The sequence below is a fragment of the Streptomyces sp. NBC_00299 genome, assembly GCF_036173045.1.
Classification (GTDB): domain Bacteria; phylum Actinomycetota; class Actinomycetes; order Streptomycetales; family Streptomycetaceae; genus Streptomyces; species Streptomyces machairae.
Map to the genome: position 1 here is coordinate 5,103,145 of NZ_CP108039.1, position 14,056 is coordinate 5,117,200.

The following is a 14,056-nucleotide window of genomic DNA, read 5'->3' on the forward strand; positions in this document are numbered from 1 at the left end:
GATCGATGTCGGTGCCGAGCCTGCTCGGGGTCTTCGCCCATCCGGACGACGAGTCCCTCTTCTCGGGCGGAGTCCTCGCCCGGCACGCGGCCGCCGGTGCCCGCACCGCCGTCGTGACGGCGACCTGGACCCCGGACACGCAGCGCGGCGCCGAACTCGCCGAGGCACTACGGATCCTCGGTGCCGGTGAGCCGCGGATGCTCGGCTATGCCGACGCCGGGGCGCCGCACGCCGCCCCCGGTCGCCCGCGGCTGTGCGATGCGCCGCACGACGAGTCGGTGGGGCGGCTGGTCGCTCACATACGGCAGTTCCGGCCGCTGATCGTTCTCACCCATGACGCGTACGGCGGCCTGACCGGGCACCCCGACCATGTGCACACCCACCGCGTGACCACGCTCGCGGTCCAGGAGGCCGGCCTCGAACGGCTCCACCCGGACGCCGGCGCCCCCTGGCAGCCGAGCGCCCTCTACCTGGCCACCCATCCGCACTCGGCGCTTCCCGCCCTGGTGGAACTGACCGCCTGACCGGCCGCTCGAACGGCGGCCCCCCACCCCTTCGACGCGCCCACCGGCAAGCCAATGGCGCTGAACGCTACTTGGCGGACGCGGCGTCCCGGATCGCCCCGGCGGTGGTCGTCGGGTCGTAGCCCTCGGCGACGCCCTCGACCAGGATGATGTCGCCCTCGATGTGCCGGGAGCGCAGGGGCGCGATCTCGCGGTAGGCCGGCGAGTCCCACCAGGACCGCGCCTCGGTGATCCCGGGGAAGCCGATCATCACGACGTGTCCGGGCCAGCTGCCCTCCTTCACCTCGTGCTGCGTGCCATGGACGAGGAAGCGGCCGCCATACGGTTCGAAGGTGGCCGGGAGGCGCTCGATATACTCCGCGATCTCCGGGTGCGGGGCGGCTTCCTGCAGGTGAGCAATCGCGTAGGCGGGCATGATGTCCTTCCGTTCGGTCGGGCTCCGTCCGGGGTCGATGGTGGCACGCGGGTCTGCGGGGGATCGATTACCGCTGAGGTAATGCCGGGCATGGCCGTGACGGGCGGTCCGGCGGACCGTACGACCGTAGGACCGCATCGGTTGCCGTGGATTCCCGGTGGGAAGCTCATAGACTGGCGCGGGCGGAATCCCGGTGGGCGAGGGGCGGTTGACGGTGCGTAAGGCATGGATCGTGGCGGGCGCCGCACTCGCGGCGGGGCTCAGCTTCGTGATGCTGCTCGTCGTCGGGGTCTACATCGTCGCCGGGAACCTCGCGGGCGGAGTGGGCGGAGCGTCCAAGGCTCTGGCCAAGGGGGCCGTGCCGGCCGCCTACTCGGCGCTCGTGCAGAAGTGGGGCAACCTCTGCCCCGCCATCAACCCCGCGCTGCTCGCCGCCCAGCTGTACCAGGAGAGCGGGTTCAACCCGAAGGCGCAGAGCGCGGCCGCCGCGCAGGGCATCGCGCAGTTCATCCCGGGGACCTGGGCCACGCACGGGATGGACGGCGACGGGGACGGCGACCGCGACGTCTGGGATCCCAATGACGCGATTCCGTCGGCCGCGTCGTACGACTGCAAGCTCGCCTCCTACGTGAAGGACGTACCCGGCGATCCCACGAAGAACATGCTCGCGTCCTACAACGCGGGGGCGTACGCGGTCATCAAGTACAAGGGCGTGCCGCCGTACAAGGAGACCCAGAACTACGTCAAGACGATCACGACGCTGCAGCAGAGCTTCGCCGCGCCCGTCAGCCGTGTCGATCCCAGCAAGCAGGCCGCCGGTGCCATCTACTACGCCCAGAAGAAGCTCGGCACGCTCTACCTCTGGGGTGGTGACGGTACTGCTGAGGACAACGGGCGGTTCGACTGCTCGGGGTTGACGAAGGCCGCCTACGAGAGCGTCGGGATAACGCTGCCGCGCGTCGCCAACGACCAGTGGAACGCGGGGCCGCATCCGGCCAGGGAGGAACTCCTGCCGGGAGACCTGGTGTTCTTCTCGGACGACCTCACCAACTCCCGGGCCATCCGACATGTGGGTATTTATGTCGGTGGCGGGTACATGATCGATGCGCCGAGAACGGGTGCTGTGATCCGGTTCGACCCGATCGACACCCCGGACTACTTCGGGGCGACCCGGGTGACGGAAGATGGCGCGAAAGCGCTGCCCACGACGGTGTAGACGGAGCGTGAACCCACCCCCTGAGCTGCGGTGATGGGTCTCTCTTCGATAACGTCTGCGTGATCATTCAGTGGAGTGTGGAACGTATCAACAGGGGCCGTGCGTTCCTGGTGTCGTAGCCGGATCTACAACCACGGGGGTGGGCGGAGCGGCGTACGCACGATGCGCCGGAGAGACGACGAAGGGGCCGCGGCATCATGGCTGGACTCGCAGAATCCGGGTCGAACCCCGACGTCGACCTGCTCTTCGACATCAATGGCCTGGCCAAGGATGCCCCGCGCTGGTTCGACCGGGTCATGGAGTACGTCGGTGAGTACGGGCTGGTGCTCGCCATGGTGCTGCTCGTGGTGTGGTGCTGGTGGTCGGTGCGGCGCCGCGGTGACGAGGACGCCGCCTCGTCGGTCGCCGCGCTCGTGTGGGCGCCGCTGGCCGCCGGGATCGCGGTGCTGGTGAACGTGCCCATACGGGGGTTCGTCGAGCGGCCCCGGCCGTTCCGTGATCACCAGGGGCTCGAGGTCCTGGTGACCGGCAAGACCGACTACTCCTTCGTGAGCGACCACGCGACGATCGCCATGGCCCTGGGGGTCGGACTCTTCGTCGCCAACCGGAAGTTCGGCCTCGCCGGGATCGGCCTCGCTCTTCTCGAAGGGTTCTGCCGGGTCTACATGGGCGTGCACTACCCGACCGACGTCGTCGGCGGCTTCGCCCTCGGCACCGCCGTCGCCCTCCTGCTGTCACCCCTGGCCATGGCCCTGCTGACGCCCGTGATGTCCGCGGTCGAACGGTCGCCGAGGGGCGGCCTGCTGATCAAGGCGCGGGGGCGGTCCCGGGCGGGCGGTCAGGAAGCGGTGATTCCGGGAGCTCGAAAGGAGCCGGCGGGGGCCGAGGAGCGGGATCTTGCGGCTTAGGCGTGGTCGGTAGGGGGCGGGGCCGGCTCCGCTGACCCCGCCCTGTGCCGGGCTACGACCTACAGCGCCTGTGGATAGGTGAAGAAGCCCTGCGGGTCGTACTGCTTCTTCAGCTTTGTCAGGCGGGTTGCCGCGTCTCCGTAGTACGCCTTGCGCCAGTTCCGCAGGGCCGGGTCGGAGTAGTTCTGGTAGGCGGCGCCCGAGGCGTGGGGGCGCATGGCGTCGTGGACCGACGTCAGCCAGGCCTGGGCCGTGCTGCCCGTCGTGCCGGCGCGCCAGGAGGCGAGGTACTGCGCCAGCATGCGGGAGCGGCGGTGCACGAAGGCCGTCGCGGTGGGGGAGACGCGGTTGACGGCCCCACCGAGGGCCGTGAAGGCGATGCTGCCGGCGCCGCCGCGCACCGATTGCATCTGCTTCAGCAGGGTCTGGATGCCCGCCGCGGAGAGCGAACGGTCGAAGAAGTCCGACTTCGCCGCGTACGTCTCCCGGCCCAGCGCGCCCTGCGGCGAGCGGCCCGGCGTGGAGCCGGGGAGATGGCACTGCGCGTCCGAGGCGAAGGACGAGCAGCCCGCGTACAGCTCCATCGACTCCTCGTACGAGCGGCGCTTGAGGGAGACGCTCCTCGCGGGGCCGGGGCCGCCGGGGCGGTCGGCGAGGCGGTCCACCGCGTTCTGGAGTTCGCGGTAGGTGCCCAGGGAGAACGCGGCGACGGAGATCGTGGGGGTGCCGCCGGCGGAGTTCGCGATGTGCAGCGACGACCAGATCTCGTCGGGCTGGGTCGGGCCCCACTCCTGCCAGGCCTTGATCAGCGCGGTCGCCTTCGACCAGGGCCAGGTCATGTATGCCGTTACGGCCTGAGGGGCGGGGTGGGTCTTGAAGTGCAGTTCCGTCACTACGCCGAAGTTGCCGTTGCCGGCGCCGCGCAGGGCCCAGAAGAGGTCCTTGTTGGTGGTGGCGTTGGCGGTGAGCTGCTTGCCGTCGGCGGTTATCAGGGTGGCCTGGGTGAGGCTGTCGCACGTCAGGCCGTAGGCGCGGGACGTGACGCCGTGGCCGCCGCCCAGGGTGAGGCCGGAGACGCCGACGGTGGGGCAGGAGCCGGCCGGGATCGTGACGCCCTTGGCGGCGAGGGCGCGGTAGACGTCGATGAGCTTTGAACCGGCGCCGACCACTGCGGAGTTGCCGGTGGCGCGGATGCGGTTGAGCTTGGAGACGTCGATGATCAGGCGGTTGTTGCCGGACGACCAACCGCCGTAGGAGTGGCCGCCGTTGCGTATGGCGACGTGGAGGTTGTGGGCTCGGGCGTAGGCGAGGGTGGTGCGGATGTCGTCCGGGTGGGAGACGTAGGCGACTGCGGCGGGCTTCAGGGTGTCGAAGCGGGTGTTGTAGAGCTGGTGGGCCGTTTTCCAGGAGGTGTCGCCGGGGCGTATGAGGGGGCCGTCCAGGTCTTGGGCGAGGGCGGTCCAGTTGGCGGCGGCGGCTTTGCTGGTGGCGGTGGTTTGGGTGCGGGTGGCTGCGCCGCTTGTGCCTGTGTTGGTGGCTGTTGCTGCGCCGGTGCCGTTGGCCGAGCTGGTGTTGCAGGCGGTTGCCGTCAGGGCGGTTACGGCTGCTGCTGTGCCGCCGATGAAGGTGCGCCGTTCCATGTCGCCTCCTGGAGGGTTCGTGGAACGAGACGGGGTGGTGGCGGGCGGGGTTCCATGGGGTGGGGGGTGACCGGGTGTTTTCTCGCCCCCGCCGCCCCTACCCGTCCCGTCCCCCAGGGGCTCCGCCCCTTCGACCCCGGCCCCTGGGGGCTGCCGCCCCCAGACCCCCGCTGTCGGCCCTGAACGGGCCTCGTCCTCAAACGCCGGACGGGCTGAAATGCTCGGACCGGCGCCGAGAAGGACCGTCCGCGCGCGTAGCCCCCTGCGGGTGGGTGGGGGTTGGGGAGGGTGCAGCCCTGTCCTCAAATGCCGGACGGGCTGGAATGCCGGGATCCGCCGAGTGTGTGCGTAGCCCTCTGAGGGGGTGCAGCCTCGTCCTTGAATGCCGGGTGGGCTGGAATGTCTGGGGCCGTGCTGTGAGGGGCCGTCCGGGCGAGGGCGTGGCCCGCTGTGGGTGGGCCCACGTTGAGAGGCGGGCGTTGCGCTCCCTCAAGCGCTCACATGGCCCTCCGCGTCCGCCCGGGCCAGGCTGCGGGCCCGTCTTGCGGGGCCGCGCCAGCCGCAGGTGCAGTGGGCTGTGCAGAAGTGGCCCTTCTCCACGGTCGTCGTGCGGTGGTTCGAGGGGTCGTCGGGAATCTCCGGAGACGTCGGTCCGTCCTGCTGCGCCACGGCGACAACGTTACCCAAGCCAAGTAGGCGCAACCCTGCCGCGTGCGTGACGGGGGCACGTACCGGTCGTTATCCGGAAGGACAGGGGGCCCGTGACGGACGTACCGGCTGGGGGTAGGCAGGCGATGACGGAGCGGCAGCAGCTCAGGCAGAGGCGTGGGGCGGGCGTTGCGGCAGGGGTCCTGTGTATCTGCCTCGCGGGCAGCGGGTGCGTGGCGGAGAGCGGGGCCGCCGTCGATGATTCGCGGGGCGGGGACGCCGTGAAGGTCGTACGGCGCGCAGCCGATGCGTTGGCCGGGGCGCGGTCCTCCAAGGCCCGTACGTCGATGGAGATGGCCACCGGTGGGACGCGGGTCACCATCCGGGGTGAGGGTGTGTACGACTTCCGTCGGCAGGTGGGGCGGCTGAAGGTGCTGCTGCCGCAGGACCCCGCCGGTGCGCCCGCGCAGCGGCCGATCGTGGAGCTCCTCGCTCCCGGGGCGCTGTTCATGAAGAACCGCGGTGCCGGGGTGCCCGCCGACAAGTGGGTGCGCGTCGAGACGCGGTCGCTGTCCGACGGGAACCTGGTCACCGGTGGGGCGACCGATCCGTACGCCGCGGCGGAGGTGCTGCGCGGGGCGCGGACGGCGACGTATGTGGGTGAGGAAGAGGTCGCGGGGGCGGCGGTGCGGCACTACCGGGGGACGGCTGACCTGCGGGTTGCCGCGCGGAAGGCCTCCGACGGGAACGCGGATGCCCTTGCGGCGGCGGCGAAAGGGTTCGCCACGGACGAGGTACCGTTCGACGTCTACCTCGATGACGAGGGGCGGATCCGCAAGGTGCGGCACCGGTTCAGCTTCGTGAACGGGCAGCAGCAGAGCGCCGTCGCCGTGGCTTCGACGACCCTGCTGTACGACTTCGGGGCCCCCGTCGACGTACGGCTTCCGGACGATGACGACATCTACGCGGGCAAGATCGCCGAGGAGTGAGGGCCGCCGCGGGTGTACGTGACGGGCGTCAAGAACTAGCCCGTCCGTGCCATGCGCGGTGTGTAGGCCGCTCCCTACTCTAGGAAGTCGGTAACGGCAGAGAAGAGGTGATGCACGTGGCTCCGGTCGGCGGTACGGCAGTTCAGGACCACGTGGCCCTCGCCGAGATCGAGCTGTGCGGAGAGCTGATCATCGCGGCCTCGGCCGCTCGTGAGGACCGGCTCAGCCTGGAGGACATCGACGAGGTGCTGCGCGTCGCCGAGGAGCGCGACGCGGGCCGTGTGTGAACCGTCGGTGCGTGAGCGTCGATGAGTGAGGCGTCCCTCACGTCCGCAGCAGCCGGCCGATCGCCTTCGTGGCCTCCTCCACCTTGGCGTCGATCTCCGTGCCGCCCTTGAGGGCGGCGTCGGCGACGCAGTGGCGGAGGTGTTCCTCCAGGAGCTGGAGGGCGAAGGACTGCAGGGCCTTGGTCGAGGCGGACACCTGCGTGAGTATGTCGATGCAGTAGACGTCCTCGTCGACCATGCGCTGCAGACCACGGATCTGGCCCTCGATACGGCGCAGGCGCTTGAGGTGCTCGTCCTTCTGCTTGTGGTAGCCGTGGATGCCCCGGTCGTGGTCCGTCACGATCTCGGTGGTGGCCTGATCGGCGGCGGAGGGTGCACCCGCGCCGGCCTCGGTGGTCGTCATCGCGTCCTCCAGACGTAAACCGCGTCACATACCCCTACTGGGTATATCGTACCGAACTTTGCTGGGTATAGGGCCCTGTGGCCGACGCCGTGATTCGGCCGCTGGACTGGACCACCGGGCAGCCCCCGTGCCGACCACTGTGCCTGATGGGCGACACTGGAGGACGGCCCATTAGCCGTGGCCGGATGATGCGCCTAGCATCAGCCTGACCGAAACCGATGCTTCTTGAGGACCCCACGTGCGATTTCGTCTGACCCCCCGGGAGACGAGCTTCTACGACATGTTTGCCGCATCCGCGGACAACATCGTCACGGGCTCGAAACTCCTGATGGAACTGCTCGGGGCGGACACCGCCGGCCGGGCCGAGATCGCAGAGCGTATGAGGGCCGCGGAACACGCAGGTGACGACGCCACGCACGCGATCTTCCACCAGTTGAACTCCTCGTTCATCACGCCGTTCGACCGCGAGGACATCTACAACCTCGCGTCGTGCCTCGACGACATCATGGACTTCATGGAGGAGGCCGTCGACCTGGTCGTCCTCTATAACGTCGAGGAACTGCCGAAGGGCGTCGAGCAGCAGATCGAGGTGCTGGCGCGGGCCGCGGAGCTGACGGCAGAGGCGATGCCGAACCTGCGCACCATGGACAACCTCACGGAGTACTGGATCGAGGTCAACCGCCTCGAGAACCAGGCCGACCAGATACACCGCAAGCTCCTCGCTCATCTCTTCAACGGCAAGTACGACGCGATCGAGGTCCTCAAGCTCAAGCAGATCGTGGATGTCCTGGAGGAAGCGGCGGACGCCTTCGAGCACGTGGCGAACACGGTGGAGACCATCGCCGTCAAGGAGTCCTGAGAACCTCCCATGGACACCTTTGCTCTGGTCGTGACCATCGCGGTCGCGCTCTTCTTCACGTACACCAACGGCTTCCACGACTCGGCGAACGCCATCGCCACGTCCGTGTCGACGCGGGCCCTGACGCCTCGGGCCGCGCTGGCGATGGCCGCGGTGATGAATCTCGGCGGTGCCTTCCTGGGGTCCGGCGTCGCCAAGACCGTCAGTGAGGGGCTGATCCAGACGCCGGAAGGCTCGAAGGGGATGGGAATCCTCTTCGCGGCGCTGGTGGGCGCGATCACCTGGAACCTGATCACCTGGTACTACGGTCTGCCGTCGTCCTCCTCGCACGCGCTGTTCGGCGGCATGGTGGGGGCGGCGCTGGCCGGCGGTACGACGGTGTACTGGAGCGGGGTGCTGGAGAAGGTCGTCATCCCGATGTTCGTGTCGCCCATCGTCGGGCTGTGCGCGGGCTATCTCGTGATGACGGCGATCATGTGGATCTTCCGGCGGGCGAATCCGAGCAAGGCGAAGCGCGGGTTCCGGATAGCGCAGACCGTTTCTGCCGCCGGAATGGCGCTCGGGCATGGTCTGCAGGATGCGCAGAAGACGATGGGCATCGTGGTGATGGCGCTGGTCATCGCCGATGTCGAGGACTACGGCGATCCGATTCCGGTGTGGGTGAAGATCGTTTGCGCGGTGATGCTGTCGCTCGGGACGTATGCGGGTGGCTGGCGGATCATGCGGACGCTTGGGCGCAAGATCATTGAGCTTGATCCGCCGCAGGGGTTCGCTGCGGAGACGACGGGGGCGTCGATCATGTTCACGACGGCGTTCCTGTTCAAGGCGCCGATTTCCACGACGCATGTCATCACCTCGGCGATCATGGGTGTCGGGGCGACGAAGCGGGTGAATGCCGTGCGGTGGGGTGTGGCCAAGAACATCGTCCTTGGCTGGTTCATCACGATGCCTGCGGCCGCGTTGGTTGCGGCGGGTGCGTTCGGCGTCGTGAACCTGGCGTTCCTGTAAGCGCCGGGTTCCTTTCGCCCCCGCCGCCCCTACCCGTCCCGTACCTGGGGGCTGCCGCCCCCGGACCCCCGCTTCGGCCCTGAACGGGCCTCGTCCTCAAACTCCCCCAGAGGGGGCACCCCCAGACGGGCTGAATGGTCCTGGCCGGCGCTGAAGAGTGATCGGCGGAGTGGCCGTGGCAGGCGCTACGCGCACCCCCACTCACCCCGCACAGGCCGCCGCAGGCACCGCGCACGCAGACGGGCCCGCCCCCCGGGAGCCAGGGGGCGGGCCCTTTATCTGCCTCGCGGTGGCACCGCCATGCAGCACCGCGAGGGGTCTGTCAGCCGAAGCGGCCGGAGATGTAGTCCTCCGTGGCCTGGACCGACGGGTTGGAGAAGATGCGCTCCGTGTCGTCGATCTCGATCAGCTTGCCGGGCTGGCCCACGGCGGAGAGGTTGAAGAAGGCCGTGCGGTCCGAGACACGCGCCGCCTGCTGCATGTTGTGCGTCACGATGACGATCGTGAAGCGCTCCTTCAGCTCACCGATCAGGTCCTCGATGGCGAGGGTGGAGATCGGGTCCAGGGCCGAGCAGGGCTCGTCCATGAGGAGGACCTTGGGCTCGACCGCGATCGCGCGAGCGATGCACAGACGCTGCTGCTGACCACCGGAGAGGCCGGAACCCGGCTTGTTCAGGCGGTCCTTCACCTCGTTCCAGAGGTTCGCGCCCTTGAGGGACCTCTCCACGACGTCCTGCAGCTCGCTCTTCTTGTAGCTGCCGTTCAGCCGCAGCCCCGCCGCCACGTTGTCGAAGATCGACATCGTGGGGAACGGGTTCGGACGCTGGAACACCATGCCGATCTCACGGCGCACCGACACCGGGTCGATGCCGGCGCCGTACAGGTCTTCGTCGTCCAGGAGGACCTTGCCCTCCACGCGCCCGCCCGGCGTCACCTCGTGCATGCGGTTCAGCGTGCGCAGGAACGTCGACTTGCCACAGCCGGAGGGGCCGATGAAGGCCGTCACCGAGCGGGGCTCGACGGTCATCGAGATGTCTTCGATTGCCTTGTGGGAGCCGTAGTAGGCGGTGAGCCCGCTTACGTCGATTCGCTTGGCCATGTCTACTTCACTTCCAGATTCGATCAGTCGCTGTGGCCGCGTCAGCGACCGGTCTTCGGGGCCTTCCAGCGGGCGATCCCGCGGGCCAGCAGGTTGAGGATCATCACGAACGCGATCAGCGTGAGCGATGCCGCCCAGGCACGGTCGTACGCCGCCGTCGACCCGGCACTGTTCGCGTACTGCTGGTAGATGTACAGCGGCAGCGACGCCTGGGCGCCCTCGAACGGGTTGCTGTTGATGAAGCTGTTGCCGAACACCAGCAGCAGCACCGGCGCGGTCTCACCGGTGATACGGGCGACCGCGAGCATGATGCCGGTCGTGATACCGCCGATGGAGGTCGGTACGACCACCTTCAGGATGGTGCGCCACTTGGGCACGCCCAGTGCCAGGGAGGCTTCGCGCAGCTCGTTCGGGACGAGCTTGAGCATCTCCTCCGTGGAGCGGACGACCACCGGCATCATCAGGATCGCGAGCGCCAGCGAACCGGCGAACCCGAAGGGCTGCATGTCCAGCATCAGCATGAGGCTGAGGATGAACAGACCCGCGACGATCGACGGGATACCCGTCATGACGTCGACGAAGAAGGTGATGGCCCGGGCGAGGTTGCCCCGTCCGTACTCCACCAGGTAGATCGCGGTGAGCACACCGACCGGCGCGGCGATCAGGGTGGCGAGGCCGACCTGCTCCAGGGTGCCGAGGATGGCGTGGTAGATGCCACCGCCCGGCTCGGAGTCGGCGACGACGCCCATGGAGTGGGTCAGGAAGTAGACGTCGAGGACCTTCACGCCGCGCTGCACGGTCGCCCAGACCAGGGAGGCCAGCGGGATGACGGCGAGGGTGAAGGCCACCCAGACCAGCGTCGTGGCGATGCGGTCCTTGGCCTGGCGGCGGCCCTCGACGGCGGCGGCGATGACGAACGTACCGAGGATGAAGAGGAGGCTGGCGATCAGCCCCCACTGGATCCGGCTGTCGAGGCCGGCGCCCAGGCCGATGCCGACCGCGACGGCGACGGAGCCGCCGGCGATGGCGTACGGGGACCACTTGGGCAGACGGGCCCCGTGCAGGCTGCTGGGCTTGTCGGCGATGGCGTGGCTCATGCGTTGGCCCCCGAGTACTCCTTGCGGCGAGCGATGATCGCGCGGGCCGCGCCGTTGACCAGCAGCGTGATGACGAACAGGACCAGACCGGAGGCGATCAGCGCGTCACGGCCGAACTCGGACGCCTCACCGAACTTGCTGGCGATGTTCTGGGCGAAGGTTCCGCCGCCCGGGTTGAGCAGGCTGGCGTGGATGTCGAAGTCGGGGGAGAGCACGGTGGCCACGGCCATCGTCTCGCCGAGGGCGCGGCCGAGGCCGAGCATCGAGGCGGAGATGACGCCGGAGCGGCCGAAGGGGAGGACCGACATGCGGATGACCTCCCAGCGGGTGGCGCCGAGCGCCAGGGCCGCCTCCTCGTGCATCTGCGGGACCTGGCGGAAGACCTCGCGGCTCACGTTGGTGATGATCGGCAGGATCATGATCGCGAGCAGGATGCCGACCGTCAGCATCGAGCGGGGGGCGCCGCCCTCCCAGGAGAAGATCCCGGTCCAGCCGAGGTACCGGTCCAGCCAGCCGAAGAGGCCGTCCATGTTCGGTACGAGGATGAGGGCGCCCCACAGGCCGTACACGATGGACGGCACGGCGGCGAGCAGGTCGATCACGTACGCGATGGGGCCGCTGAGCTTGCGCGGCGCGTAGTGGGTGAGGAACAGGGCGATGGCGACGGCGATCGGGACCGCGATGACCATGGCGATGATCGAGGAGACGATCGTGCCGTAGACGAGGACCGCGATGCCGAACTTCGGCGGGACCACGCCGGTGTTCCACTCGAAGGCGGTGAGGAAGTTGGCGTCGTCCTTGCTGATCGCGAGGGTCGCGCGGTAGGTGAGGAAGACCGCGATGGCGGCCATGATCACCAGCAGAAAGATGCCGGAACCGCGCGAGAGCGCGAGAAAGACCCGGTCACCGGGCCGGGTGGTGCCACGGGCCGCGCGCTTCTGCTCGGCGGTCGGAGGCTGTGGAGTGGGGGGAGGTGCTTGAGTGTTCTGTGTCGATATGTCCATCGGGTTCTCCGGTCTGCGGAGCCACGCGGGTCTGCGGTGGCTCGGTGGAGCCGTAGGCGGTGTACGGCTCCGGGCGGCGGTGCACCGGACGGTGCGGTCCGGGCCGGGGCTTTTCAGGCCCGGCCCGGACCGCACTCAGGTCAGCTCAGGCCATCGATGGTGGTACGGACCTCGGAGATGATCTCCTCGGGCATCGGGGCGTAGTCGTTCTGCTCGAGGATCTTCTGGCCGTCCTCGGAGGCGATGTAGCGCAGGAACGCCTTGGTGCCGGGCAGGGTCTCCGACTTGTTGCCCTTGTCGCAGACGATCTCGTACGTCACCAGGGTGATCGGGTAGGCGCCGGCGGCCTTGGTGGCGTAGTCCAGCTCCAGGGCCATGTCCTTGCCCGTGCCGACGCGCTTGGCGGCGGCGATCATCTTGGAGGCGTTGGCCGTGGTGGCCTCGACCGGGGCGTCGGCGCCGGTGTCGATCTTCACCGCGCTGATGCCGTCCTTGGCGTACGACAGCTCCATGTAGCTGATGGCGCCGGAGGTCTGCTTGACCTGCTGGGCGACACCGGAGGAGCCGGCGGCGGACTGGCCGCCCTTGGCCTCCCAGGCCTTGCCGCCCTCGTAGGGCCACTCGGACTTGGCGGTGGCGATCAGGTACTTGGTGAAGTTGTCCGTGGTGCCGGACTCGTCCGAGCGGTGGAACGCCTGGATCTTCAGGTCGGGCAGCTTCGCGTCGGGGTTCAGCTTCGCGATCGCCGGGTCGTTCCAGTTCTTGATCTTGTCGTTGAAGATCTTGGCCAGGGTCGGCGCGTCCAGGACGAGGTTGTCGACACCCGGGACGTTGTAACCGACCGCGATCGGGCCGCCGACCATCGGCAGGTCGATGCCCTGGCCGCCGGAGCAGATCTTCTTGGAAGCGGTGATCTCTTCCTCGTCCAGCGCGGAGTCGGAGCCGGCGAAGGCGACCTGGCCCTGCGTGAACGCGGTGACGCCGGCGCCGGAGCCGCCACCCTTGTAGTTGATCTGGACGCCCTTGCAGGCGGCGGTGAACTGCTTGACCCAGGCGTCGATCGCGTTCTTCTGCGCGGAAGAGCCGTCGGCGAGCAGCTGGCCCTGAGCGTCGTCACACTTGATGTTGCTGGCACCGGCGCTGGCGCTCGAGTCGCCGCCGCTCGTGCCGGTGTCGTCGGAGCCGCACGCCGTGAGGGCCAGGGCGCCGGAGACGGCGAGAGCGCCGAGAGCGAGAGCTCGCCGGTTCTTGCGCTGAAGCTTCACTTGAAAGAGTTCCTTCCAGGAGCCGCCGTCCTGAATTCGGCGGCGTGCGAAGAATGGGTGATGCGGACTCGTCCCCCCGACGCGGTCCGTCATCGTGCAAGGCCGAAATTAGGCAGAACAGGTGAAGGCGCCGATGGGCGTAAATGAACGGGGGGTGAACCCCTGGGGACGGTGCGGTGAGGTCACGGAACGCTTACGTTGAGGACACGGGTGCATTCCGAGGCTTTGTGGGGGGTTGTTGCGGACTATGCCAGGCGCAGCGACTCCAGCAGGGCGTCCACGAGGGAGCGGTCTCTCGGCTGGGTCAGACGGCTGCGGGCAGCCGTGGGCGAGAGCCACAGCATGCGGTCCACCTCTTCGTTCGGGCTGAACGTGCCGGGGCCCGCCTCGGCAGCCCAGTAGCGGACCTCCTTGGGGCGGTCGTTCGCCAGGTACCGCATCGTCGGCAATTCGGTGCCCGGCCGGGCGGAGTGGCCCGTCTCCTCCGCGACCTCGCGCAGCGCACCGGCCAGGGGCGCCTCGCCACGTTTCAGCTTTCCCTTGGGATGGGACCAGTCGTCGTACTTCGGCCGGTGGATGAGGCATATCTCCAGCTCACCGTCTACCGGCGAACGGCGCCACAGGACGCAGCCGGCCGCCTGGACGGTGAGGTCCTTAGCGTGCGTCACCGGATGAAGCCTCCTTCGGGAGTTCC

General features: G+C 68.7%; 15 protein-coding genes and 1 pseudogene. 7 read left to right on the forward strand and 9 right to left on the reverse strand.

Annotation, left to right across the window (positions count from 1 at the left end; genetic code table 11):
• Positions 1-5 precede the first annotated feature (5 nt).
• Positions 6-506, forward strand: a pseudogene (locus OHT51_RS22555) (PIG-L family deacetylase); the annotation flags it as partial.
• An 85-nt stretch (positions 507-591) separates the two neighbouring features.
• On the opposite strand, the gene OHT51_RS22560 reads toward OHT51_RS22555, so the two are convergent.
• The gene (locus OHT51_RS22560; RefSeq protein WP_328880726.1) at positions 592-939 is read right to left on the reverse strand and encodes a DUF1330 domain-containing protein; all 348 of its coding nucleotides are present in this window, start codon (positions 937-939) and stop codon (positions 592-594) included.
• A gap of 193 nt (positions 940-1,132) precedes the next feature.
• Here OHT51_RS22560 and OHT51_RS22565 point away from each other — a divergent pair, with 193 nt between their 5' ends.
• Complete coding sequence (locus OHT51_RS22565; RefSeq protein WP_328880727.1) at positions 1,133-2,155, forward strand: C40 family peptidase; 1,023 nt, start codon at positions 1,133-1,135, stop codon at positions 2,153-2,155.
• 197 nt (positions 2,156-2,352) lie between these two features.
• On the forward strand, positions 2,353-3,063 hold the full coding sequence (locus OHT51_RS22570; protein WP_328880728.1) for a phosphatase PAP2 family protein: 711 nt from the start codon (positions 2,353-2,355) through the stop codon (positions 3,061-3,063).
• Between the two features lie 59 nt (positions 3,064-3,122).
• Here the strand turns inward: OHT51_RS22570 and OHT51_RS22575 are convergent, their stop codons facing one another.
• On the reverse strand, positions 3,123-4,703 hold the full coding sequence (locus OHT51_RS22575) for an FAD-binding oxidoreductase (RefSeq protein WP_328880729.1): 1,581 nt from the start codon (positions 4,701-4,703) through the stop codon (positions 3,123-3,125).
• Positions 4,704-5,192: 489 nt separating this feature from the next.
• Entirely contained in the window at positions 5,193-5,372 is a 180-nt protein-coding gene (locus tag OHT51_RS22580) for a hypothetical protein (protein ID WP_328880730.1), read from the reverse strand.
• A 125-nt stretch (positions 5,373-5,497) separates the two neighbouring features.
• Between OHT51_RS22580 and OHT51_RS22585 the strand changes: the two genes are divergently transcribed.
• Both OHT51_RS22585 and OHT51_RS22590 read left to right on the forward strand, forming a co-directional pair.
• Complete coding sequence (locus OHT51_RS22585; RefSeq protein WP_328884402.1) at positions 5,498-6,340, forward strand: hypothetical protein; 843 nt, start codon at positions 5,498-5,500, stop codon at positions 6,338-6,340.
• 110 nt (positions 6,341-6,450) lie between these two features.
• Complete coding sequence (locus tag OHT51_RS22590) at positions 6,451-6,627, forward strand: hypothetical protein (protein ID WP_328880731.1); 177 nt, start codon at positions 6,451-6,453, stop codon at positions 6,625-6,627.
• A 37-nt stretch (positions 6,628-6,664) separates the two neighbouring features.
• Here OHT51_RS22590 and OHT51_RS22595 read toward each other — a convergent pair whose 3' ends face one another.
• Positions 6,665-7,030: a metal-sensitive transcriptional regulator gene (locus OHT51_RS22595; RefSeq protein WP_328880732.1), complete on the reverse strand. Its 366-nt coding sequence runs from the start codon at positions 7,028-7,030 to the stop codon at positions 6,665-6,667.
• Positions 7,031-7,268: 238 nt separating this feature from the next.
• Here OHT51_RS22595 and OHT51_RS22600 point away from each other — a divergent pair, with 238 nt between their 5' ends.
• A complete protein-coding gene (locus OHT51_RS22600; RefSeq protein ID WP_048585568.1) occupies positions 7,269-7,889 on the forward strand; it encodes a DUF47 domain-containing protein in 621 nt (206 codons plus the stop codon).
• Positions 7,890-7,898: 9 nt separating this feature from the next.
• Positions 7,899-8,897, forward strand: a complete 999-nt coding sequence (locus OHT51_RS22605; RefSeq protein WP_328880733.1) for an inorganic phosphate transporter — start codon at positions 7,899-7,901, stop codon at positions 8,895-8,897.
• A 322-nt stretch (positions 8,898-9,219) separates the two neighbouring features.
• Here the strand turns inward: OHT51_RS22605 and pstB are convergent, their stop codons facing one another.
• The 5 genes from pstB to OHT51_RS22630 form a co-directional block, all read right to left on the reverse strand.
• Positions 9,220-9,996 (reverse strand): phosphate ABC transporter ATP-binding protein PstB, encoded by a 777-nt coding sequence (gene pstB, locus OHT51_RS22610; protein ID WP_328880734.1) that lies wholly within the window; start codon positions 9,994-9,996, stop codon positions 9,220-9,222.
• Positions 9,997-10,037: 41 nt separating this feature from the next.
• Positions 10,038-11,093 (reverse strand): phosphate ABC transporter permease PstA, encoded by a 1,056-nt coding sequence (gene pstA / locus OHT51_RS22615; protein ID WP_328880735.1) that lies wholly within the window; start codon positions 11,091-11,093, stop codon positions 10,038-10,040.
• On the reverse strand, positions 11,090-12,097 hold the full coding sequence (pstC, locus tag OHT51_RS22620) for a phosphate ABC transporter permease subunit PstC (RefSeq protein WP_328880736.1): 1,008 nt from the start codon (positions 12,095-12,097) through the stop codon (positions 11,090-11,092). Before pstC ends, pstA begins: the two co-directional genes overlap by 4 nt.
• Before the next feature lie 140 nt (positions 12,098-12,237).
• Positions 12,238-13,362 (reverse strand): phosphate ABC transporter substrate-binding protein PstS, encoded by a 1,125-nt coding sequence (gene pstS / locus OHT51_RS22625; protein WP_328880737.1) that lies wholly within the window; start codon positions 13,360-13,362, stop codon positions 12,238-12,240.
• Positions 13,363-13,607: 245 nt separating this feature from the next.
• Positions 13,608-14,030, reverse strand: a complete 423-nt coding sequence (locus OHT51_RS22630) for an NUDIX hydrolase (protein WP_328880738.1) — start codon at positions 14,028-14,030, stop codon at positions 13,608-13,610.
• Between the last annotated feature and the right edge of the window lie 26 nt (positions 14,031-14,056).